Annotated in this window: 12 protein-coding genes and 1 pseudogene; 3 read left to right on the forward strand and 10 right to left on the reverse strand. The window is 47.4% G+C overall.

The window, feature by feature from the left end:
• Positions 1-208 precede the first annotated feature (208 nt).
• Both B5M13_RS08745 and B5M13_RS08750 read left to right on the forward strand, forming a co-directional pair.
• Positions 209-754: a hypothetical protein gene (locus B5M13_RS08745; protein WP_080055317.1), complete on the forward strand. Its 546-nt coding sequence runs from the start codon at positions 209-211 to the stop codon at positions 752-754.
• Positions 755-929: 175 nt separating this feature from the next.
• Entirely contained in the window at positions 930-1,157 is a 228-nt protein-coding gene (locus B5M13_RS08750) for a hypothetical protein (RefSeq protein ID WP_080055318.1), read from the forward strand.
• Between the two features lie 259 nt (positions 1,158-1,416).
• On the opposite strand, the gene B5M13_RS08755 is transcribed toward B5M13_RS08750, so the two are convergent.
• The 10 genes and pseudogenes from B5M13_RS08755 to B5M13_RS33865 form a co-directional block, all read right to left on the reverse strand.
• On the reverse strand, positions 1,417-4,377 hold the full coding sequence (locus B5M13_RS08755; RefSeq protein ID WP_080055319.1) for an Ig-like domain-containing protein: 2,961 nt from the start codon (positions 4,375-4,377) through the stop codon (positions 1,417-1,419).
• Between the two features lie 455 nt (positions 4,378-4,832).
• The gene (locus tag B5M13_RS08765; RefSeq protein WP_245859874.1) at positions 4,833-8,549 is read right to left on the reverse strand and encodes an IPT/TIG domain-containing protein; all 3,717 of its coding nucleotides are present in this window, start codon (positions 8,547-8,549) and stop codon (positions 4,833-4,835) included.
• A 93-nt stretch (positions 8,550-8,642) separates the two neighbouring features.
• A pseudogene (locus tag B5M13_RS34635) lies at positions 8,643-9,632 on the reverse strand (IPT/TIG domain-containing protein); the annotation flags it as partial.
• 95 nt (positions 9,633-9,727) lie between these two features.
• Entirely contained in the window at positions 9,728-11,224 is a 1,497-nt protein-coding gene (locus B5M13_RS08770; RefSeq protein ID WP_080055322.1) for an FAD-binding oxidoreductase, read from the reverse strand.
• Between the two features lie 70 nt (positions 11,225-11,294).
• Positions 11,295-12,158, reverse strand: a complete 864-nt coding sequence (locus tag B5M13_RS08775; protein WP_080055323.1) for a tRNA-dependent cyclodipeptide synthase — start codon at positions 12,156-12,158, stop codon at positions 11,295-11,297.
• A 165-nt stretch (positions 12,159-12,323) separates the two neighbouring features.
• On the reverse strand, positions 12,324-16,355 hold the full coding sequence (locus B5M13_RS08780; protein WP_080055324.1) for an ATP-binding protein: 4,032 nt from the start codon (positions 16,353-16,355) through the stop codon (positions 12,324-12,326).
• Positions 16,356-16,719: 364 nt separating this feature from the next.
• Complete coding sequence (locus B5M13_RS08785) at positions 16,720-18,132, reverse strand: hypothetical protein (protein ID WP_245859876.1); 1,413 nt, start codon at positions 18,130-18,132, stop codon at positions 16,720-16,722.
• Between the two features lie 396 nt (positions 18,133-18,528).
• A complete protein-coding gene (locus B5M13_RS08790; protein ID WP_080055326.1) occupies positions 18,529-21,312 on the reverse strand; it encodes a PAS domain S-box protein in 2,784 nt (927 codons plus the stop codon).
• 853 nt (positions 21,313-22,165) lie between these two features.
• Positions 22,166-23,311 carry a restriction endonuclease gene (locus B5M13_RS33860; protein ID WP_218919485.1) on the reverse strand — a complete coding sequence of 382 codons (1,146 nt, stop codon included), beginning with the start codon at positions 23,309-23,311 and terminating at the stop codon, positions 22,166-22,168.
• 63 nt (positions 23,312-23,374) lie between these two features.
• Positions 23,375-23,938 carry a hypothetical protein gene (locus B5M13_RS33865; protein WP_218919486.1) on the reverse strand — a complete coding sequence of 188 codons (564 nt, stop codon included), beginning with the start codon at positions 23,936-23,938 and terminating at the stop codon, positions 23,375-23,377.
• A gap of 330 nt (positions 23,939-24,268) precedes the next feature.
• Here B5M13_RS33865 and B5M13_RS08805 point away from each other — a divergent pair, with 330 nt between their 5' ends.
• Entirely contained in the window at positions 24,269-24,586 is a 318-nt protein-coding gene (locus B5M13_RS08805) for a hypothetical protein (protein WP_080055328.1), read from the forward strand.
• Positions 24,587-24,654 lie beyond the last annotated feature (68 nt).

Below are 24,654 nucleotides of genomic sequence, written 5' to 3' on the forward strand. Positions count from 1 at the left end.
CTACCTACAAATAAGGTAACACCGACGAACTAGAGCAGCTAACGACCGCTGATTTGTTTTAATTATAGACAGGTTGGACCAATTATAAGGGTGCTATAGCTCAAAAATATGGGCAATGGTGAACCGGTTGCTCAATAAAACAGCTCTCTGCTTTCCTGCTTAATCGATTTTTGCGACAAAGTAGCCAGAACTGTCTCGAACCAGCATCATGAAAAAGCTACGTCACCTTATACCGCTACTAGTTCTGTTCAGCCTGATGGCAAACGCTCAACAGACCGAAGTCAAAAACGTTACGGCCAAAGAGTATCAGCGCGAATTTACTCGGTTGGTCTCGCAGGGCTATCGGCCTATTAAAGTGTGGGCCAAAACATTGGGTGTGTTCGATTATCAGCCTGGCGAACGGCCTCAATTGGGTTACTGGGGTATTTTTGAGAAACGACCCAACACGACGCCCTGGGTGGCGCGGCATGGCCTGAGTCAAGAAGCCTACCAGCGCGAGTTTAACACCTGGACCCGGCAGGGCTATATGCCTACTGACATCAACGTAGCCTTCATGGACGGTCAAACGAGTTACTGCGTTATTTACGACAAAATTCCCAATCCGCCAGCCTGGGTGGCACGGCACGGGTTGAACTTTACCGACTTTTCCAAAACAAATGACGATCTGATTCGGCAGGGCTATACACGAACCATTACAAGCCAGTGCCAAACTCAGAACGGACGAGCACTGGCCGGGCTATGGGTAAAACGGTAGGATAGAGTATACTTCTAAAACGACAATGCAAAAACGCCCGGTTCACGCTGAAACCAATAATCCTGCAAAGTACATACGACCTTACGGGTTACTCCGGTGATGGAAGCGGGGCTAGCGAAACGACCAATGGAAATCCGCGAGATTGTTGAACGAACCCGATTAGTTGTAAAGCACTATGAATCCGCTAACCGTTTTTGGGGTAATGGTCGTCATTATTTCGCTGGTCTGCTTCTTCTATCTGCTTCAATCCCGGTCAAAGTGGGGGGTGCTTGGGTTTGGCTTGTCCGGTATCTTGGTTGCTATCTACGAGTTTTTGGATGGTAATTGGTGGTTTGGCGTTTTCGGGGCGGTATGGTCACTTATTGGTCTGGGTCGCTGGTGGCTTGGACGAAATTCAAACTGAGACACTACCCAAAAAGGGTATCCTTTGGCGGTGATTACCTTACTTTTTTAACTCAGCACAGCACTTAAAAGGGTTTTTAAGCATAAAAGCCCAGCTTGATAGGCTGGGCTCTAGTCCTATGGGGTAGTACCGGAGAAAGTATCTAGTAGACGACAGGCTTAACCAAAAGTCACAGGCGAAAAAAAATGTTTTTAGACCTGCACGATCTACACTTCCTATACGGAGTTTTCATACCTTGAAAACTCCGTTGGTTACCGATCTATAAGCCATTGATGATTCGGGCATAGATATTATTAAGCCGATTCACATCATAGATGCCTCCTCCATCATTGGCTACATTGATGGTGATATTGGAGGTACTCCCCCCATTGGCGGTGGTCCGAGTGATGGTCAAGCCCAGCTTCAGTGTCGTATTGGCCCCGATTGACTCACCCCCATTGATCGCCAGACTCAACTGCTGACCGGCTATCGTGTTACTCACATGCCACTTGTTGTTCTGTATAGTCACTGGATTATTACTTCCGCCCGATACATTGAGGCTGGTTAAGGTATTGTCGAAACTAACGCTGTAGCCAGTAGGGACGCTAATGGTAATGACAATAGCCCCACTGGAAACCGCTCCGTTGACTTCCTGCAACTGTACCAGCAGGCCTTTACTCTCCCCAATCGAGAAGTTACCATTGGGCAGACTAAGGATGGCGGATAGGTCAGGCCCAGCGACAGCCGTCACACTGACAAACTGGGTCTGGCTACAAACGCCGGTGGTTCCTACTACGGTAAACGTCTGCACCCCAGCAGTGGTTAGACTGGCCGAAACAGCCGAAGCGTTGGCCAGTGTGGTCAGTGGTGCCGTGCTTGGCGCAATCCAGAGATAAGAAGTAGCGCCCGACGCGGTCAGGCTGGCAATGGCACCCACGTTCATCAGGGATAGCGTAGAAACCGCAGAAACCGATAGGGCGGTGTTACTGGAAATGGACGTAGTGGCGACGGCGGAACAACTATTGTTGTCGGTTAAGGTCACCGAATATTGACCGCTTGTACTCACCTGGATACTTGGGCTCGTTTCCTGCGTGCTCCAGCGTACCAGCCCCTCTCCTTGCGCCGAGAGTGAGAGCGGTTGATTGGTGCAAGTCAGTATAGTAGTCGAGGAACTGATGCTTACTGTTGGCAGTGAGTTAATGGTAACGGAGACGGCACTGCGATCACTCTCGCAGCCATTATTGGTTTGACTAACGTAATAGGTGGTTGAGCCCACGGCTGAAGTCGATAACACCGGTGTACTCCCGTACAGCATGCCAGCGATTGGTGCACTGTACCACTTTAGATTACTACCGGATGTAACAGCCGTTGTTAGTGAAACAGCAGGGGTATTCAGACAAAGCGAAATTGGCGTAATAGTGGGAGCCGCTGGCTTTGCATAGATTATCACCTGGATCGATGCCCGCTCACTTTCGCAGCCAAGGGGATCTTTCTGGCTCACATAATAGAAGGAAGCGCCAGCATTGGTCGTTGAGGGAGACGAAGCGATCGTCGAAGCCGTTCCGCCTGTAACATTGGCCCCGTACCAGACCAAGCCATTATTAATAGAGGCTGTGGCACTCAGTGGCAGCGATTCAGCGGATTGACAATAGCTGGCGGAAGCGGTAACCGTAGGCCTTGGGGGAAGCGCATTAATCTGCACATTGATGGTCGATCTGGGGCCTTCACATCCATTCAGGGTCTGACTGACATAATACGTATTACTATTTGTCGTGGAGGGTATTAACGAAGCAAAGCGTGTTCCCCCGGTAGGCTGAACATAAAAGTTCAGAGTGGCGTTCGTACTGGCGATAGCCGTCAGCGAAGCGGCCGTTGTATTCTGGCAGTAGGTCAGTGAACTAGGGTTGACCATCGGTGCAGCCGGATACCCATTGACAATGAACGTAAGTACTGCCCGATCGCTCTCACAACCATTGCCGTCAACCTGGCTTACATAATACGGAGTCTGGCCTATCGTATTGGTCGCGGGCGATGGTGCCACCGTTGAACCTGTCCCACCCGTGTTACCCGTGTACCATTTCAGGTTAGAACCTGACGTAATGCCCGTCGCTAAGGAAACGGGTGTTGTATTCTGACAAACGCTAACCGGTGTTGTTGTCGGAGCCACAGGGCGGCTGTTGATGGTCAGTTGAATCGTTGTCCTGGGGCCTTCGCAGCCACTGATCGTCTGAGTCACTGAGTAAAAGGTAGTGCCGGGAATGGTTGTGGGCGGAGTAGGCACCGTAGTGCCCAATGAATTATTGGATGGGCCATACCAGTTTAGGCTACTACCCGAAACGCCCGTAGCCGACAGGGGACTAGCCACCGCATCCTGACAATAGACCATCGGGGTGGTTGCTGAGGGGGCCGCAGGTGCCGCTTTGATGGTCACTGTAATTTCGGCCCGATCGCTCTCACACCCACTCCCATCAGTCTGATTACTGTAATTCGTCTGGCTCACGTAGTAGGTTGCTGACCCCACATCCGAAGTGGAGGGCGTGGGTGCTACCGCCGAACCAGTTCCCCCCAGGGCTGAGGTGTACCATTTCAGGTTACTGCCCGACGTGACGGCTTCCGCCAGGGAGAGAGCACTCGTATTCTGGCAATAGAACAATGAAGTAACCACTGTAGGCTTGGCGGGTGGGGGGGTGATCGTAACCTGCAACGCAGCCCGTGGACCTTCACAGCCATTGCCATTCGTTTGACTAACGTAATAGTTAGTGGTGCCCGTGGTCCAGGTAGGCGGTGTAGGGGCGGTTGTAGTTCCTCCACCACCCGAAGCAGCCGGATACCAGGTCAGGTTCTGGCCAGTAGCCGTTAGGGGTTGGATACCCGTAGTCCCCACACAGTAAGCCACATTCGATACCCCCGGAGCAGCTGGCCGGTCATTAATGACTAAACTAAGATTGTTTGTGCTATTGATTACGCTGGCGTTAGCCAATTGGCGAATCAGCCTGACGGTGTACGTACCTGCCGTGCGATTAGAGGGAATAAGCCCTTGTATGCTCCCATTGCCGCCACCAACTGATGCGGCACCTATAATTACATCAGGTCCACTGAGGACTAAGTACAGAGTACCCACATCGCTAGCTGTATACGAATAAGAGACGGTGATGGACGAGTTGGCGCAGACGGTGGTAGGTGTAACAGAAGTAACGTTAAGTTGCTGCGCCTGGCTAGTACCACAGAGTAGCAATAGCATGATACAAAAGAGGAAGCACCGGATAGTTGCAATAAGGGGTGTTGGATGTAAAACGTAGGGCATATTATTCGGGAAAAAGGGTAAAAATGTGGAACAAGCTAAAAATAAATTATAATCATTTTTACATATTATCTACTTAATTTAATTCAGTTTATTATTTGGCTTGAGAAACTAATTAAGGGGATGAGGACTGCTAGTCTTTTTAGGACAAAGATCTGCCGCCCGATTAAGGCAGAGTTAGCTCGTTTGGGACAAAAGCTACAAGGTTTGGGACAAATCCATCAAATCCTGCCACTAGTTAGAACTAGTGCTTTTCTGAAAACAACGCACTATATAATGTATAGCCTAGCGAACCTGCCTCCTGATGCATTACCTAACAAAAACGCCAGCCCAACAGAGCCAGCGTTTTTGTTAGGTTTTCCAAACGATTCGGCGAACTGCACCTATAGATACTTTTAATTCACTTTTACGAGTTTGACTGATCGACTCTCCGTTGCGTTGCTCACCCGAAGTATGTACAATCCGGCAGTACCCTTTTGAAAGTTCAACGTATAACGTTCTACCGGAGTAGCTGCTTCCTGATGCTGTTCATCAATTAGCCGCCCCTGCCAATCGGTCATCGTCAGGTATACGCGCTGACCCTGTACTCCAATCACTTCTATTTCTGCCTGATCTGTATGCGTAGGATTAGTCAGGACCCTAATCTGAAATCCATTTGTCTCCTTTTCAGCAGCTAACCTGGCTCCTGATGAGGGTTCAGTACCGTATACCAATTGTCCTTTGTAGTAGAGTGTTATAAGTGGATTGTCAGCCGCACGACCATTAGGCCGGTATGAATAGTCATTGGCCTCATTAAAAGAGGACCAATCCGATTTAGCCACTCTAAACTGGACGCTTCCAGTACTGGCTTGTTGATTCAGGGCTCCGAGGCTGCTCTTGAAACCAAACTCCAGGTATGTATCGGATCCACTTCGAACCGGAGACACGTTTATAAATTCCCCAGTTACATTAGCCGCACCTAGTTCTGCATAATCAATCCAGTAATTTAGCTTAGCAGTCCCGTCTTTAGTAAACCAGTAACGCATCGTCAAATCACCGTATGAAACAGATGTATTGCCCACATTGTTGATTTTTAGATACGTACTAATTTGATTGCCAGTGGCCGTGCTGTTTTTGTTTTCAGACTGTACCACAAGTCTTGTAATTGGTGTCGCCGGAACGGGTTCAGTACCCCACACCAATTGAGGCACTCCCCCCGCTATACTGCGATAGACGGTGATATGCACATTGTCGAAATAAGCGCTCGTGGCTTGAAATGAGTAGTCGTCTAGTTCATTAAATAGCGCCCAGTTTTGATTGGCTAGACGAGACTGGATAGGCCCTGAATTGGCTCCTGAAGGCAAACTTCCTGTGGACGGATCAAAACTATATTCGATATAGCCATCAGCTCCCTGGTATGGTTTGTCCAACCGAACGTATTTCATTTTAACCCGGTTAGAGCCGATCTGTGCGTAATCGATCCAGGTGTTAATACCTGCATAATTTTCAGCCGTGAACCAGTAGCGAACTGTCAGGTCGGTATACGAAATAGCTCCGGTACCTGTATTGACCAAACGAAGGGTTGGGTTAATCGAGTTATTGTTGGGTTGGCCATTGTCACCATCCAGCGACTGTACCTTGACCGCTATACTACTGGCCAGGTAAGTAAAGCTGCGGGGACTGGCAGTCTGTGCCCCTACGCTAACTACTACCGCTTGTGGACCTACCTGTCCGGGCGGACTGATGACTACGAGTTGGGTATGGGATTGACTCACCACAGTAGCGGAGCTAGCCCCAAAACTGACTTGAGCCGATTGGCCAAAGTTAGCTCCCGTTAAGGTGACCGATGTCCCTCCCGTAGAAAGCCCACTGGCCGGGCTAAGTTGGGTCACCATTGGGGCATCGTATGAAAACGATAGCGGATTACTTACCAGTCCATCAGCCCGGGTAAGCACCAGGGATTGGCCGGTACCCTGACCGGCTATCAGTATGCATTGTACTTGAGTGTCTAACCAACTAGTGATCGAAAGCGCTGTTCCATTTAACGAAACCTGTCCGGGAAGGCTACCGAACTGACTACCCACAAGGGTTAAAGAAGTGCCGCCCGATGTAGGGCCATGATTGGGGGTAAGGGTGGTCAGAACAGGCGGAGAAGGAGCGGTAAAACTAAAGTTAAGTGGGTTCGAGGTTTGCCCAACGACCGTCACCCGCACCGGTTGAAGACCAAGCTGGCCGGGCGGACTGATGGCCACGAGCTGGGTGTGCGACTGACTCACGATCGTAGCCGAGCTGACGCCAAAACTAACCTGGGCCGATGTACCAAAACTGGTACCATTCAATGTGACCGAGGTACCTCCGGTTACAATCCCAGTAGTCGAGCTTAGGCTGGTAAGCGTAGGGGCATTGTAATTGAAGGCTAACGAATTGCTTTGTTGTCCATCCGAACGAAGGATGCGCACCGGCTGGTCCGTACCCTGCCCTACTGGCAGGAAGCACTCAATAGATGTGTGTGTCCAGCTATTAGCTTTTAGTGAGGCTTCCTGCCCGCCTATTGTTATCGTACCACCGTTTCCAAAATTATTACCTAGCAAGGTTAAAGAAGTAGTACCACTGGTCGGCCCATAGTTTGGGCTCATACTGGACAGGATTGGGACATCGTACGTAAAGGAGAGGCTGTTGCTACTGGCTTGCCCATCCTGGCGAATAATCGAAACGGATTGACTACCTTGACCCGCTGGTAGAATAGCCTGGATTAACGTGTCGCTCCAACTGGTAATAGGTATGGCGATTGCGCCCATTTTCAGACTCCCTGCCTGACTGCCAAATCTTACACCCGAAACAGTCAGAATACCCCCTCCCGCTGTTGGACCATGATTTGGTTTCAGATCGGTTAGCATCGGGGAAGGAGGAGCCGTGTAGGTGAAGTTTAGTAAGTTCGATGTTTGCCCACCCACTGTTACAACAACTAATTGAGCGCCTGACTGGCCAGGTGGATTGATAACGACTAACTGCGTGTGAGATCGACTAATCACCGTTGCCGAACTATTCCCAAAGCTAACCTGCGCATCTTGGCCAAAACTGGTTCCCGTCAAGGTGACAGAGGTCCCCCCAGTGGCTAGCCCACTGGCAGGGCTCAGGCGGTTAAGCATAGGCGCATCGTAACTGAACGTTACGGATTTGCTCGATGTCTGCCCGCCGACTAGTATCGAGACTGACAGATTGGTTCCCTGGCCAGTTGGTAAACTGACAACGACAGACGAATGGGAATACTGACCGCTTACTACAGGAGCCTCCACTCCATCAATGGTCACTATGCCACTCATGCCGAAATTAGATCCTGTCAGTGTAAGTGAAGTTCCGCCACTAGTCGGCCCATGCGCCGGACTGATGTTGGCAATTTCTGGAACATCATAGTTAAAAGACAAACTACTACTTGCTTGCCAATCTGAGCGGGTGACAACTACTGACTGGTTAATCCCCTGGCCTGCTGGTAGGATACCCTTTACCAAGGTATCGCTCCAGCTTTTGACAGTCATGGTACTTGACCCCATTGTTACACTACCCATCTGACTACCCATCCTTAATCCGGTAATAGTCACAACTGTTCCTCCGGCTGTCGGGCCATGGTTTGGCTTAAGTGCTGTTAATACAGGCGGAGGAGGAGCGATATAAGTAAAATTAAGCGGGTTGGACATTTGCCTATCCACACTTACGACGACGGGTTGTTGACCTATTTGACTTGGTGGAATCATAACCACCAGTTGCGTGTGCGACTGGTTAACAAGGGTAGCAGGTATGTTGCCAAAATTTACCTGAGCCGAAAGACCGAAGTTGGTACCCGTTAACGTAACCGATGTCCCGCCGGTCGTTAGACCACTAACAGAACTGATCGTGCTTAGGCTAGGCGCATCATAACTAAACAGTAGAGTGTTACTGATCGCTTTGCCCGATGTCTCTACGGCAATAGGAATCGCTGTGCCTTGCCCCACTGGTACTTTACAAACGACTAGGGTATCCGACCACTTTAGTATCGAAGCCGCTTGGCTACCAAAGTTGATCCTCCCGGATGATGTTCCAAAATTTGTCCCCGTTAATGTTAATGATTCACCTCCTGAAGTAGATCCATGATCCATTGATAAGGTCTTTAGGAGAGGAGCAGGAGCGACATAGGTAAACAACATACTATTGGACGATTGGCTGGCAACTGTAACCTGTATTAGGGCAGATCCAGGATCACCTAAGGGCGTTATAACAACCAGTTTAGTATGGTCATGGCTAATGACTTTTGCGTTCCGCCCACCAATAGTTACCGTAAAATCATTGCTATAGGTATCTAGTAAAGCTGGGCTACTGAAGTTACTCCCTGTTAAAACTAATTCTGTCCCTCCAGACGTGGAGCCACTACTGGAACTAGTATTTGTGATGACCGGTGCATCGTAAAGAAAGGGAAGTGCAGGGGAGGTATTCTCTCCAAGCCTGGAAATTATAATAGAAGCATACCCCTGCCCGGGCGGTAAATTGCACTGGAGAATGCTATCATTAAAACTTATAACTTTCGCTTCATAATATATTAATGCATTTTTTTGAAAAAAAACCTTGAAAGTGCTTGTGCTAATGGGAGTATTGGGTGGGGAATAAGTTGTCGTAAAATTTCCTCCTACTAACGACATTGATGTGCCTCCAGTAGTAGGACGGCTTTCGGTTATAATTCGGCTCAGGTAGGGATGATAGGGGCCACTTACGTATAATTTAAATTTCTGACTAGTTGCGCTACTACAGCTATTAGAGATAACAACCCAATAACTATATATATCAGAGGGTAGATTATCTAGCGTTAGGGTAGCAGTTGTAGCCGATGCTACTCCGGTCAAACCTATCCCATACCACTGATAGGTAAAAGGACCTGTTCCATCAACCTTAACAGAAACAGTAACTCGGTCCCCTTCTTCCACAGAAGAGAAACTGGCTGGTTGTTCAGTTATCGTTATAGGCTGGCAGTCCTGAATATCCGCTTTATGTTGCAACTCATCCGTTGACGTTTTTGGCTGTAGCCGATCTGGCGGCCTGCTGGTCAATGCTGCAATACGATCTATAGGTTTAACATCCTGACCATAACTAACGGTATTGGTAAGGACTATCAGCCATAGCCAATAAAATAAGTAAACGAACTTTGGCCATGAAAAGGGAAAAGAGGCAGGATAAAGATGATGCTTCATACAGGTTAGGACTATTCCTAAATTTGATGTTTTGTTGGTAGAATCAAGAGAAAGGATTGGCTGCAAAGAGCTGATCGACAGCAAGTATCGGTTAGTTAGAGACCTGAGGTTGGTATGCAGTACCTGCCCGGTGCAATAACTCCATTGGGGTCGGTGGCTACTTTAATATTCTGTATGGTTGCCCAGAAATCATCGTCTGGCCGATTGGTAAAGTGATCCATCATCCCAATGTTGTTCCGATACGGATACACGCCGATCTGCTCTAGAGCCAGGTGAACCTCTTTATTCCATCGGTGTGCCTTCGCTACGGCTTTGGCATCGTTTCGGTCAAAGTATACCCGGTAAAATCCTTCAAAGGTATAGTTGTCTACCGTGCCGAAATTGTAAAAGGTATGTACGCCCAGCCGGGAAGAAACAGCCTGAACTGTATCCATTACCTTGCGTATGCTCTCCCCATCGAACGGTACGGCGGGTAGAACTACCGAGAAGCCGGGCATGGTTATGTTCTGATCAATAGCATACGAATTGTTCAGCGAAATCCCCGCCATTTGTGCCATGGTATCCAGACTGTAATTCGACGGAATGCCGTTATACAGATTGACCAGAATCGAGAAGAAGGGATGTTTATGGATGCGTTCGTGGTCATCGGTAGCAATAAAATCAACATGATGACAGATGGGTTCCAGACGTTTACGAGCCTCAATAAGTTGTTGTTGCGTAATATCCGAATTAGCCCCTTCAATAGACGACAGAATAAACCAGTCACCCGTGTAGGCATACTGGCCAGGGGTAGTCGTTCGGGGATCATTCTTATTGGTTACCAGCGCCCAGCCTCGTGTGATATGATCTTCGCCCAGCTTGTATAGCGTATCGACCAGCGAGCTCAACCGGGCTTCGTTCGTCTCGGCATGAAGAATAATACCGTTTCGTCGGGGCAGTAACTTGAGAATAACTTTCGTAACAATACCGATATTGGACTGCGTAAATAAGCCGTTCAGGTCTGGCCCGAGTCCTTTGGCATAACTGAGACTAATAGGAGGATGGCTTTGCTGCTCACTGGCATAGTGCCATAAACCTGTCCGTATCACTTTCCCATTTCCCAGCACGGCTTCAACACCCAGCAGTAGACTATTCCGGTGATTAAAGGCAGTGGTACCCCGTTCTAACAGATTGCCTACAACACTGGTCGATACAGCGGAGCCGGTAACGGGCAGTTTAAAAGGGGTATCCAGGAGAAACTCAGCTAACTGCCCTTGGGTAACGCCTGCTTCCAGTATGACATAGCCGAAGCGTTCATTGAGTTCGATAATCTGGTTCAGTCGGGACAGATCAACCAGTAGGCTATGGTCGGCCATTGGTACTTTGGATCCCTGCCCCCAGTTCATACCCGAGCTGTAAGGATACAAGGCTATTTCAGCATGGTTAGCAATTTGTACGAGTTTAGTTACCTGATTGGAATCAAGAGGTTGAACCCTTCCAAGCAGTTCCTTCGACTGGTATTCCGTAATATTCTGTTTATAACTTGCTGATTCGTCTGGCGAAAAAAAAGGAATGTCCCTAAATAGGGTATGTATATTGACAGTGGCTTCCATGCTCGTTCAGGATTGGGGAGATAGTCGATTGTGCACTGAGTCAGTAAACAGTAGGCGTTCAATTGCCAACTCAACAGGCAGAAATAAGCATTGGCTCGGTCGCTTCGCTAGTCGACCTGTTAGATTCCTCATTGAGGTCAATCTCAAAGATCAGATAGCCGATACCAGGTAGGGGCTCCTGATACTCACCGTCGCAAAACCGTTGGCCCAGCGCAGAATCTTGATGGTAAGGGATTACCAGATCGCGGCCCAATGCTGTCCGGCAAACCATTAGGTAGGCAAATTCTTTAAACAGATACTCAATACACTCACGTACAGCAGCCCGAGTAATGGATGCTTCAGGTACTCTTTTTGCAAGTACGGAGTATCCCTTATTCAGTACCGCTTGCTGAAAATGTGGATTACGATCAAAGATTTGGCAAGCATGGGTATACGCTTCCCAATAGCCAGATAGAGTACTTATATCTTGTTCCCAATCAAGGATGCGAATAGTTGCCGATGGATTAACCTTTCTTGCTCGTTCGATAGCCCGTAGGCATCGATTTTTAATCTTCTGACCAGCCGTCCTAGCCTTTGCCTTGCTTCTCGCTTCATCATAGCCCAGCGCCCTGTAGGTATGGGCAGTTACCGAATCAGGAATGACAATCGTCACTTCCCCAAAGAGTTGAGCCATACCACAGATCGCTATTTCAATCCGTTTTCGGGTAAAGAACGTATTACCAAGACTGATCCCTAACAGCACTAACGGTTGTTGAGGTAACAGGTCAAGGCCTATCTGTAAAGCCCGGGTATGACTTACGGGTAGGATACGGAGTCTTCCTTCAATGCCTTCAGGACCATCATGCGTATAGGTTAAAAGCTCCTGATTTAGGAAGGTAAGACCTGGGTTGCTGAAAGCATCAGTTGCAGGCGATGAACGATGAATAGAATGCATGGCATACGAGATTATGTCGGATGGGTCTGCCAGCTTCAGATCACGAGGTCTTCTAGCGAACAGACGTCACAAAGCACGGCATCCTCTCGCTCATCCGTGTGCCAAAATGCATCACGAGTGTGCCAAATGAAGAAGTTTGTAATCCGTAAAGCAGGTCTTATCGATTTAAAGGTAATCAGAAGGGCTTTTGCCATATCGCTTTTGGTAGAGCTGAGCAAAATGGCTAACCTGCCGCAGGCCTACCTGGTAAGCGAGTTGTTTAACCGATACGACCGATTGGGTTTCCAGTAGTCGACGCGCTTCCCGAAAACGAGCCTCCATCAGGTATTGGGCGGGCGTTAATCCGGTCAGTCGTTTGATGGTCCGGTAGAAGGTACGCCGACTCATACTGATTTCATCGGCCAGCTCATCGGCGGTGAGATCAAAGCTCCCCAGTCGATCCTGTATCAACTGTTCTAGTTGCTCCAGCCAGCGAACATCGGCCAGGGGTAAAGTGGGCGAATCGTCTGACGGCACGACTTGATGTGTATCGGCCTGCTTTTGCCGCTCTCGCTGATTACGGAGTAGGTTCGATACGCGGGCCGTTAATTCGAGTTCATCAAAAGGTTTTAGCAAATAATCATCGACTCCAAGCCGAAGTGCCCGTAATTTATCGGCCATATCGGTTCGGGCGGTGAGCATCACAACGGGAATAGATCGATAAACTGGGTGCGCCTTTACCGTTTCCAGTAATTGAAAGCCATCCATGACAGGCATCATGATGTCAGCGATCAGTAACGAGGGCAGTTCGCCCAGTTCCGCCAGGACAGTTAACGCTTCTTGTCCATTTGCTGCTGTACGGATGGTATAGGTGGAGGCTAACATAGCCGTCAGGTAAGCTTTCAAGTCGACATTATCTTCAACAACCAGCACGGTCTCAGCTGATTCGAAAGATCCCGAAGTTTCTATAGGCAGGGGAAGATTGGACGAAGCTATTACTGCACTTGAAACATCGATAGTAGGTTCCTCGGTTGGAGGCTCTGTAAAAGCAATCTCCAGCGGTAACTCCATTAAAAACGAACTACCGCTACCCCAGTTACTTGTCACGGTAAGCTTTCCGCTCATAAGCTGCACCAGTTCTTGGCAGAGAGCTAACCCAATACCCGTCCCTCCTTCCAGTGGAGCATACGGTAGACGCGTTTGAAAATAGCGCTCAAAAATATGTGGTAAATCATTGGGATGAATACCGCGACCGGTATCCTCTACCCAACACTGCAATCGGTCAGCCTCGGTACGAACCCGTACAGTTATCCTACCGCCTGCTGAGGTAAACTTACAAGCATTTGACAGCAGGTTTTGTAGGATCTGCTTTACCTTACCTGCATCCAGCAAGACTACCAGGTTTGGCGCGGCTCCAAGGGTTATCGTTAAAGTAATGCCCGTCTGTTGTGCCTGCACCTGAAAAGGCAGTATTGTTTCATCCAGCAGCCCTTTTAAAAAGACGGGCTGTGGTTTTAAAACCAGTTGGTCGGCTTCAAGTTTGGTTAGATCCAGTAAATCGCGAACCAACCGGAGGAGCTGGCGGGCGTTGGCATCGGCCAGACGTAGAAGCTGTTCATCTTGGGTAGTTAATTGTTGGCGACGAAGCAAAGTGCTTAGGGGGCCTAGCATCAGGGTTAAGGGCGTGCGAAGTTCGTGGGATACATTGGCAAAGAAACGGGCTTTATCTTTGGCCACTTGTTCTAATTTTTCAGTCTGCTGCTGCCGTTGACTTAACTCCCTGCGTTCATCCTGTCGTTTCACCCGAAAACGTATTAACGCCACACTGCACGACCCTAGTAGTAATGCATAGAACAAATACGCCCACCAGCTTGCCCAGACAGGTGGTTGAATGATCAGGGCTAATTGCCTAACCTGCCTGTTCCATTGACCGGCTGCATTAGCAGCTTTGACGTCAAAGCTATAGTGACCTGCTGGCAATTTCGTATAGTTGGCGGAAGGTTGTTCACTAGTAGTCCAGTCTTCGTCGTAACCTTGTAACTTATAGCGATAGGTTACCCGGTCCGGTTGATGATAACGTAAAGCGGCAAAATCTACCGTCAGATAGTTTTGATCATGTCTAAGCACTAGCTGGGTCAATATACTGAGCGGCTGAGGAATGTTAGCCTGACTGCCGTACTGGGTAACCGGTTGGTTGTTAATCCGTAGGCTAGTTAACACTACCTGCGGTCTGGCTGTATCCGGTTTAATTTGCGTCGGATCAAAATCAACCCATCCTTTCACCCCACCAAACGCTAACCGTCCATCGGGTAATCGAAGCTGGTGGAACCGATTAAATTCCTCCCCTGGCAATCCATCCGACAGACCAATAGATAGTGTTGTCTGCGAACGTGGATGAAAGCGACAAAGGCCACGGTTTGTACTGAGCCATAAATACCCCTGCCGGTCGGGTAAGATGGAATAGACCGTATTGTCAGGCAGTCCCTGTCTGGTGGTAAAACGCCGGTAGCGTCCTGTACGTTTATTGAAGCCAATAAGGCCCTGAAAACTACCTATCCAGAGCCAATCGGAATGCACTTCATCCTGCTGCACATCCAGCAATTGCTCGTCTGGTTGAAGGCTGTTAGCAATCGAAAATCGGAATCTACGAGGCCTCTTGCTCCCGGTAGTAAATCGCAACAGACCATGGCTAATTGTCGATACCCATAACGACTGGCCATCAGCTACCAGATCATTGGCATCCAGTGTTATTTCGCCGAATGGCGCTTCCCATTGATGCGTTTTTTGATTATAGCGATAGGATGTTGCGGTCTTCGACACGATCCAGACCTGCCCACCGGGATCGATCGAGAGGCCACGTAAAAACTCCTCCGATTCGATAGCTGCTGACCGGGGAAGTTTGGGTAATAAAGTAATAGACTTGTTCGGAAGTGCCGCATAACCGACTTCATACCCAATACCCATCCAGAGCCGCCCCTGCCGGTCATAATCGGAGCGAAACACATAGGAGGATGGTCGGGTCGGGTCAGCAAATGGCCAATGAAAATACGATTGAATGGGGATACCGATTGTTGTTTCCAACGCATCCGCGCAAAAGGTAGTTCGATAGGAATAGGCGTGCAAAGGCATAGCAGCCAGGTCTAGTCGAAATAATCCTTTAGTGTTAGCTCCCAGCCAAAGCACTCCTGACCGATCAATGCATAAGGCAGTACCAAATAATTCTTTAAACGGAGCCCCTTCTGGTGGCTTGTATTGCCACAGCAGCGTCAGACCCTGTTGTTCGCTATAGTGATAAAGTCGCCCGCCCGCCACTAAATAGGCTGTATTATCCGCCCTCTGCTCCAGTAAAGGCTGGTCGCTGGTAGGCTGTTGGGCAAAGACCACCGACCGGATGCTACCTATCTGAGGATCAATAAAAAGTAGATGGGTTCGGTTGTTTAACATGATTTCTCCGTTAGGGCGGGTAAGCACGGAACCTTTATTCGCTTGACTACCCATTTGCTGAAGGACAGGAACTGTTTGTTGAAACCGGTTTGACGCTATGAGCCGACCATCTGTTCCCAGATAGCTAATTCCAGACGGAGTGATTACACAAACACGCCCCCGCTTATCTTCCGTTATCGCGTTTATTGTGTCACTACACAGGCCATTTATCCGGCGAAGACGCGTAAATTGCTGGTGCTGCCTATTATAATAAAATGCCCCCCGCTGTTTAAAAACGCCCCATAAATTCCCCTGATGATCCACATATAGGTAGTGTGGTCTCTCCTCATGCTGGAGCGCTTTAGAAAGCGTTGGGACCATTTGGCACTGCCCTGTATTCGTATTCAGTAGATCAACCGCTCCCGATTCAAAAAGTAGCCAGGCCGTAACTGTTTGACCAAATCGGTGCTCGGCTTTTTTCATTAAATAAATTGGCCCAGCCGAAGGTGAAGTCGGGTCGTCGGATCGGTGCGGAAAGGGAATGATCTTTTGACCGTCATAGCGTGCCAATCCCCCCAGCGTACTTATCCAGATAAAACCCTGTACATCTTCGATCACCCCGGAAACAAAAGCCTGTGGCAATCCTTGTTCTGCATCAATCACCTGCAAGGGAGGCCAACCACTGATGCTAGCAGACCTTTGGGCAAAACCTGTTGAAAATCCCAGTCCCAATAATACTGCCTGTACAAACACCAAAAGACGTAGACGCAAACCAACAGCTAAAATGAACCACATGATTTATCAACGACAGGCAACTATCAAATTCCTTTGATCATTGATTACTTGCATATTGTATAATGATCATGTAATGTTAATAATTTAAATTGGCTGTTCGGTTAGTGGGTATACTTATCATAGCGTTCGATTCATTCTCTGTGCTGTTGGGTTAGTGCTACGGCAATTGACGCCCTAAACCAATACGAGATAAACTTACACTTGCAAGGTCTATTCTATTTACTAGTCTATTTAATCGGCTGTAGGAGAACATAATTACTGTCCATTAAGCTTTAAGCCAAGAATAGTAAATGCCTCCATTATGTAATCAATATATTGCGCTTGAAATTCTTATTCTGGTTTGATGGCAATGTTCACTGTTACTCTATTTCTGCTTTAGTAGCTGCCTTAGCAGCTTTTCTAACTCTGCCTGTTTTTGCTTTACGGCCTGTAGTTCCTGTTGCTGTTGCACTAATAGCTGTTGTTTTTTTTTATCGGCTTTTTCTAACTGAATACTGTACAGGGTCAACTCTTCCACTTTCTCCAGAAGTGTAGCATTTATCTTGACCAGATCTATTCCTTCTTTAGCGACCTGCTCGGCGGAGGGAATGTCGGGTAAATGTCGATGCTGGTTTATATAAGCCTCTACTGAAGATAACGAACGGAGCTGATAAGTAGGCGCAAACACTTTATCACTCCACTCGCTAGGGGTGGTGATGCGCAGTTGGTACCGTGCTTTGACGATCTGTCCCTGCTCATCGACCGTTAGAAACTGGTCCGTATTGCGACTTGTTGGACTGGCTGCGGTTAGATTGGTGAGTCGAACTCCACTTTTATTAGGTGATGGGCTGACTATTTCTAGTCGATCTGTGGGGGCAGAGGTACCAATACCTACGTTAACCTGGTTGCCTAAAATAAGCGCGTTACTGGTGGCTACTTGGCTATTAGCTCCGATGGCGATAGCGTTTTGAAGTCCAACGTCGGCTTGGCTATTGTAACCCATCAGTACGTTATCATTTCCATCCGTAATGGCCGTGCCAGAGCTGGGACCAATAATGATGTTATTACTACCTACTGTGACGTTATAACCAGCATTTACACCAATAAATGTGTTATTGCCGCCAGTTGAGGCACTAAAGCCGGCCTGATGACCGATAATGGTATTTGCAGAGGTAGTTAGTACTAAGCCAGCCTTATACCCCACAATGGTATTTTGAAGGCCAGTCTGATTAGTGAGCAAGGCTGAGTCACCCACGGCGACATTGCCACTTGCCGAGGTATTGCTATAACCTGCTTGGTAGCCAACAAAACTATTATAAGAGCCGTAAAGATTGCTATAACCCGCCCGATAACCAATAAAGCTATTCGATGAGCCACTGATGTTTCTAAGGCCCGCCTGATAACCCAGGAAACTGTTTTGTGAGCCAGTGTCGCTAAATAGACCAGCCGACGTACCTACGAAGGTGTTTTCTTTCCCAATGGTATTGGTCTGCCCTGCAAAGGCGCCTATAAAACTGTTCGAACTACCTGTCGTATTGAACATACCTGCTGAGGTACCGATAAAGTTGTTTTCGGAGCCAGTGATATTCCTCTGTCCCGCAGATGAACCTACGAAGCAATTCGTCGTCCCAGTCGTATTATTCTGACCAGCGGCATTCCCAATAAAGCTATTATAGGAGCCTGATGAGTTGTTGTAGCCTGATAGTGTGCCAACAAATACATTAAAGGCAGAGTTGACGTTAGTTACTCCCGAATAAGCCCCAATAAAGACATTTGAATAGCCGTAGTCGTTATTCAATCCAGCTTGATAGCCTGCAAAGACATTACTAGAACCTAATTTTAAGTTACTCCCAGCCTGCGGTCCTACCACAGTATTAAAGGTACCGGCTGTGGAAGAATTTGGGGTGTTAACAACATAGTTGATATTGGTCTGGGCACAACAAATGCTAGTAAGAAGGCAGAGGATAGGAATAAACTTCATAGAGGGCGAGTGAAATGATTAGACTTAGTTGATCGAATGTAGTATAATTCGTAATACAGCCATTGGCCTATTCTTACCGTAGTTAGCAGCTATTTTTTTGGCATACCCAAGCCGAACCCAATGAGAGCCAGCGTTTTGTCTTCACTCCGCTTAGTACAAATTCATTCACATAATAGTGTAATAATGTCAGTCGATAAGTTAAACTACGCTAAATTAGGCAGGTAGATAGACTTGAAACGTAGCGCCCTCGCCCGGGCGGCTCTGGGCTGTTATAACTCCCCGATGATTAGTCACTACTTTTTGACAGATAGCCAGTCCAATGCCTGTTCCGGCAAATGTATCTTTAGTATGTAATCGCTGAAACACCTGAAAAATCCGGTCCAGATATTTCTCATCGAAACCAATGCCATTATCTGTTACCTCGATACAGTAATAAAACTCAATTGATGTAGCCGGTTTAAGCGAAGAAGGGAGCGCCGAAGCCATTACTCGACGGGCTCGTACCGTGATTTGGCAAGCAGGTTTTCCTTCTGTCTGGTTATGCTGACTAAACTTGAGGGCATTACTTAATAGATTCTGAAATAATTGCTCCAGTTGAAGGGCATCGCCTGCCAGCGTTGGTAAATCCTCGACCGAAATGACGGCATCTACTTCGTCGATAGCTACGGCTAAACTATCTTGTACGCGAGCCAATACTTCATTGAGGTCTACAGGATTGTTAGGTGCTGGACGAGCTGAGATGCGGGAAAAAGCCAATAAGTCTTTGATCAATCGGGACATTCGGCTTGTGGCTAACTGCATCCGTTCCAGATGAATCCGGCCTTCTCCTAATTGGGGCGCATAGCGCTGGATTAACAGATCGCTAAATTGATGCACCTTGCGGAGCGGCTCCTGTAAATCATGAGAGGCAATGTAGGCAAACTGTTCCAGATCCTGGTTGGAACGCGTCAGTAGATGGTTAGTCTGTTCCAACTGTTGATTGGCCAGCCTTAACTCTTCACTGGCAGCGGTTAGCTCTTCATTATTGGCAGCTAGTTCCTCATTGATGGCTTGCAGTTCTTCGGTCCGCTGCTGCACCTGTCGTTCCAGGGCAAGCTGGAGATGGCGCTGTGCAGTAATGTCCTGCACGGTACCACCGAGTCGATAGGGATGACCAGTCTCATCGAAATAAGCCTTGCCCTGCATCTGAAGAATCCGTTCCTGGCCGAGCCCGCCCGCATCAACGGTGTATTCAGCCGTAAATTCTCCACCTGAACCCGGCACCATAGCCTGGGTAATAAGGTTTTGAATCTGCCGGAGGTCCACTGGCCGAATAGCCGCTGTCGCTTTTTCCGGTGTGATTGACTCCGTAGGATCTAAACCGTACCAAGCTCTTAGACGGGTCGAGTAATCAATCCGTCCCGTCACCAGATCCATTTGCCAGGTCCCCAACTGCGCCAACTCAATGGCTCCCTGTAGAGCTACCTCGGCTTCTTCTACTTTCTGTCGAGCCAATACTTTAGCAGTAACGTCAGAGGCAGTGATGATAAGGCCATAGACTTGATGATTCGTATTGTGCAAGGCTTTGTAGAGTACATCGTAATACCCCCACTGATCTAGCTGGCCAACCGGTAACCGGACTTCCGACTGCTCATAGGTATCAACCTGCGTAAAGGCTTCATTGCGTGGTAAATCCAGTGTCCCACGTATCCTTTCCGATACGACTGTCTGAAAGGGTTTGCCGATACTGCTTCTGTCCAACCCTAGTACGATCAGCATCTTTTCATTGATCGAACGAATAACTTGATCGGGCCCTACCAACACTACTTTAGCTACCGGTGAGTGGTGAAACACATTGCGGGCGAATAATTCACTCTCTTCCAGTGCTCGCTGAGCCATCAATTCCGGTCTTCTGTCTCGCATAACAGCCCCTACCGCTATGGGCAGCCCTGTATGGGGATCATCAATTCGAATGGTATTATTAAAGACAGGGAAGATCTCGCCCGTTTTAAGGTGGCGTACCAGCATTTCTCCCGACCAGCGTCCTTTGCTCATCACAGAAGGTAGTACTTCTCGCTCTACCAGGTCGAAATGCTCGGGAGCATGGAGTTGTTTGATGGGAGTTTGTTGAACCTGTTGGGCATCCTCGAAGCCCAACATGGTCATACCCGCCTTGTTGAGATACGAATTTTTACCATCCAATTCCAGAATGGACATCAACTCGATACTGTTATCGACCAGGGTGAGTAGTTTCCGCTGAGTTTCCTGAGCGGCTAGTTCATCCCGTAAGTCTCGTAAGGTGAAGCCCCGACCTATAGGTTTGCCTGTTTGCGGGTCGTCAATGCGAATCCCACTAGCCTGACAGGGAATGGGGGCGCCTGTTTTACGATGCTTAAGCTCCACTCGCCCCGTCCAGTATCCTTGCTTGAGTAAGGAGGGAACGGCTACTTCCTGAATTAGGCGATAGTGTTCAGGCGCATAAAAGTCAGCAACCACCGCACCGTCCAGATTCTCCGTTTGCTCGAATCCCACCAGCCGTCGTCCCGCTTCATTGAGGTAAGTAAGTTGACCATCCAGGCTTGCAATGGCCATGAAATTGAGGTTGTTATCGACCAGTGCTAATAGCTTCTGTTGGTCGAGTCGCAGATGAACTTCCTGAGTTACTTCCTCAATCAGAGAGAATAAGCTATTTACCTGTCCAGCTTGTTGATGCAACACAGTAGTCTGGATCTTGACCCATACAGCATGCCCTTCCTTGAGCAGGCAGCGTAGTTGAATCACTAGTGAATCATCAACCCCTTCTGTCAGATTAGTCAGGTGCTTTTTGTAAAGTAACCGATCTTCCGGAGGAATCAATGCCTCAAACGGATGGTTAAGCAGTTCCTGTGCTGAATAGCCAGTCAGCGCACCAAAGGCACGATTGACATGTATAAGGCTACCAGTTGGCTGAATAATGACCATCCCTTTGGTCGCCTTCCGAAAAGCAGCAGCGAGATGGTTTTCAATGGAGCGAAGCATTTCGGTTTCTGGAAAAGAGTTAGTCCGTTTCTTGCCCAATTGCTTGTAGTGGGTCAGACTGCATGAATTTCGTTTCAATGTAACAAAAAAGCAACGTATACTAATATACTAATGGGACATAAGGAAACACTAACGATCTATCTCATGAATTATATAATTGATGGCAACCTGCTGAATAGCCCTGTTGCTACGGGTCAAACACTATGAAGCGCACACGCGTTAGAGTGGTCAGAAGCGCTGAAGGTAGTGACTTCGCTCCAGCTCGATGTGGTGCTGCTGGATCTGGGTATGCTGGGCATGGATGGCTACGAAACCTGTCGTCAGTTAGGCTTCTTGAATAAGTTGTTTATAGCGTTAATACTACATATAGTCCCCATGAAAGTTTACTGGCCAGCTATATTCTTAACCTTGATTAGCCATAGCGCTTTAGCTCAGCTACACAGCTTTGATCTAAACCAAGGTCCTGTTTTTATAACCATTCTAAAACACTGTTTAATCTATCTCCAAGAAGCACTGGCCTATGGTATCTATGATCGGCTGTATACCCAATTCGATATTGATCCGAAAGACCATATTTACCATATAGCCCTACTGCATCCTATCTCTAGGGATACCCGATATGGACTTGAACAGACCATCAGATGTTATTCACTCAACAAACTGTCAGATAATTCATGTTTGTCAGAACAAGTCTTGACTTATCCAATTAATAAAAGCAGTTTGTGTCAGGTCGAACTGGTACATTGCCCTATTTAATATACCTTTCGAACTTGATATAGTAGAGCACTGACGCAGTGCTTACCATTTTTTTTGGCTTCAAAGCTGTGCTGACAACATTTCAACTCCGCTCAATTTAGTTCTTTTGTTTAGCCTCTTTTATGTCAATTCGAGCAGCATGACCATGCTTTTCTAGCAAATACAATAAGTTAGCTCCATTCAATAAGGAAATTGGCTTGCCCTTAGCAAAATCATAGGCATCAGGCCCATAATCTGTTGTGGTAACCAATATACCTTTTGTCGCCCCTTCATTCATAACAGTACCATACAAATCTCGTATGGCAGATACTCCCACTGTATTGGTATATCGTTTAGCCTGGATGACGATTTTGCCCCCACGGATGGGGTCTGGATCAAAGGCGACGGCATCAACTCCACCATCACGACTAGCCTGGGTAATTTTAACTTCGCCACCACCAGCATTAAATTCCTTTGCAAACACCTCGCGTATAAGATGCTCGAAGTCTTGCCAATCCATAGCTGCTAGGTTGACGGAATTGTCTAGTGTATGCGCGATGTCATAATGCTCTACAAAGCGCCGATCTCCTCGGTCGATTTTTATAATAGGTTGTATGGCCGTAATACCGCTCAGTTTACTACTACCTACACCCTTTAGGTTTTTAAAGCAAGCTTTAGGGTCTACATGTTGTAACTCTATACCTAAAAATTCGACTTTCTTTACCTGAATTGAGACAATACAAGTAGTCACTCGCTTCCCTATGGCTTTATCCAGTGTATTAACCCAGCCGTTAAAATTCACGGCTGTTAGCGCATCTGCTTTATCAGCCTCAAAGAGCTCATGGATTGTCCGAAGTACTATTTGGTAGATAACATTATCATAAAGTTTCGTAACCTGTGCTTCCGATAGGTGAGACTCTTTGAACTCCTGTTTCGTCGCATTGTACTTTACTTCTTGTAAGGTTGGCATATGTTCTACTGCTGGTAATGCAAACTCAACCACCAGGATTCCACTATCAGGATTGTAGTCTAATTCATAGCTTTTAGGAAACGATTCAGGGTAAAGAGAATTATTGAGTACTATCTCACAATATTCGATTACTGCTGCTGGCTTCTTATTATAATAATCCTGTTGAAGTTGGTCTACACTAGCATTAGCCTTTTCCTGCTGCTCTTCATACTCCCGTTTCTTTTGCTCCCATTCACGGGTTTCATTTTCTATCTGCTCATTAAGTAGCAGGACCTGATATTCGTAACCGTGCATAGCAATCTTATACCCTTCTTCTCGATCTTTGTTTTCTTCCTCTATAGATCCTTTTTCAACTTGCTAGGCGTGATATAAAGCCTCATATTCATGCTGAGCCTTAGCTATCTTTTTATCACCTATTGACTTAATAAGCTTATCAAGTAAGCCTAGTGTTGGACTTATAAAGACGGGTTCTTGAGGTATAGGTAGATATTCTGGTGAAGGAGGAACCTTTAGTTTTGCCACACGAAGGGCCAATGAATTTTTGGGATGTGGAGTCGGAAAAGGAGAGTGGTTTTTCAGTGAATCCCAACTGACCGTATCATCAACGCCTAATGTAAAAAGTAACGTTTCTTCAACGTCCTGTAGTGCCTGCTTAGCTTGATTTGTACGTAGTTCTGCCTGTTTAAGGCCGCTTTCTTTTGTGTAAATCGTAGAATTTTTTATTTGAAATTTCTCCCATTTATCCCGCAGCTTAGCTAAAAAAGCATCGATTTTGTTTTTCAGTAGGTACTCCTCGGATGCAGTTATTAGGCGGTATTCATTCAATTCTGAATGGCGAACTTCTGCACAGTACTTAATTGAACGTACGCCATACTCTTCAAAATATCGGATGTTTAGACCATCTCTGAATCGAGCTTTCATGTGAAGGTTAAGATTGACAGGTGAGTACTTATAATTACAGATATATAAAGCTAATCGATACTGCATCCTAATGTGCTTATAAGTGACTAGTAGTCAATTATTAAGCTTTCTATTTGGTTAGGATTAGCAATAAACTGAAATATGGATAAAGAACAATATCAGGAAGTAACTATGTGTAGGCTACTGATTGAGTTGGACAGATAGTAAAAATCAGTCTGGTATCCTGAAAAGTATAATCTCAAAAAAGGCTCTTTATAAACCCAATAGGTTTAGATTCTGCTCCCTTGTTTGGTAGCAGTCCAAGACTTTACTGCGTATATTGGTCTCACCATGGAAAACCAAAGCCCGATCCTTCGTTACCTGTTAACGGCTTACCGAGAGCGGACGCCCGTCATGTCCAACACCAATGCCTGGGTGAGTCGCTTAACCATTATCACGGAAGACCCCCTGTTGTTCGAGGTCGATTTAACCATCAGCGCTGACCAGGTGCGGACCTACGCCATCCAGAAGCTGTCTACCGAGTCAATCGACAATCCTCTCTATCAGGTCGCTCCGGTGCATCTGGGCGCAACGGGGGCTTTCTCTAAACTATCCGAGTCGGATTTGTACTACATGGTTACTGGTAAATCGTTGACTGACGAGGAGTAACAGGTTACCTTCGATAATCCACGCCTTAACTTGGCTGGCTCTCAACCCGCAATAACCTGTTATACGAT

Source organism: Spirosoma aerolatum, from assembly GCF_002056795.1.
GTDB lineage: Bacteria > Bacteroidota > Bacteroidia > Cytophagales > Spirosomataceae > Spirosoma > Spirosoma aerolatum.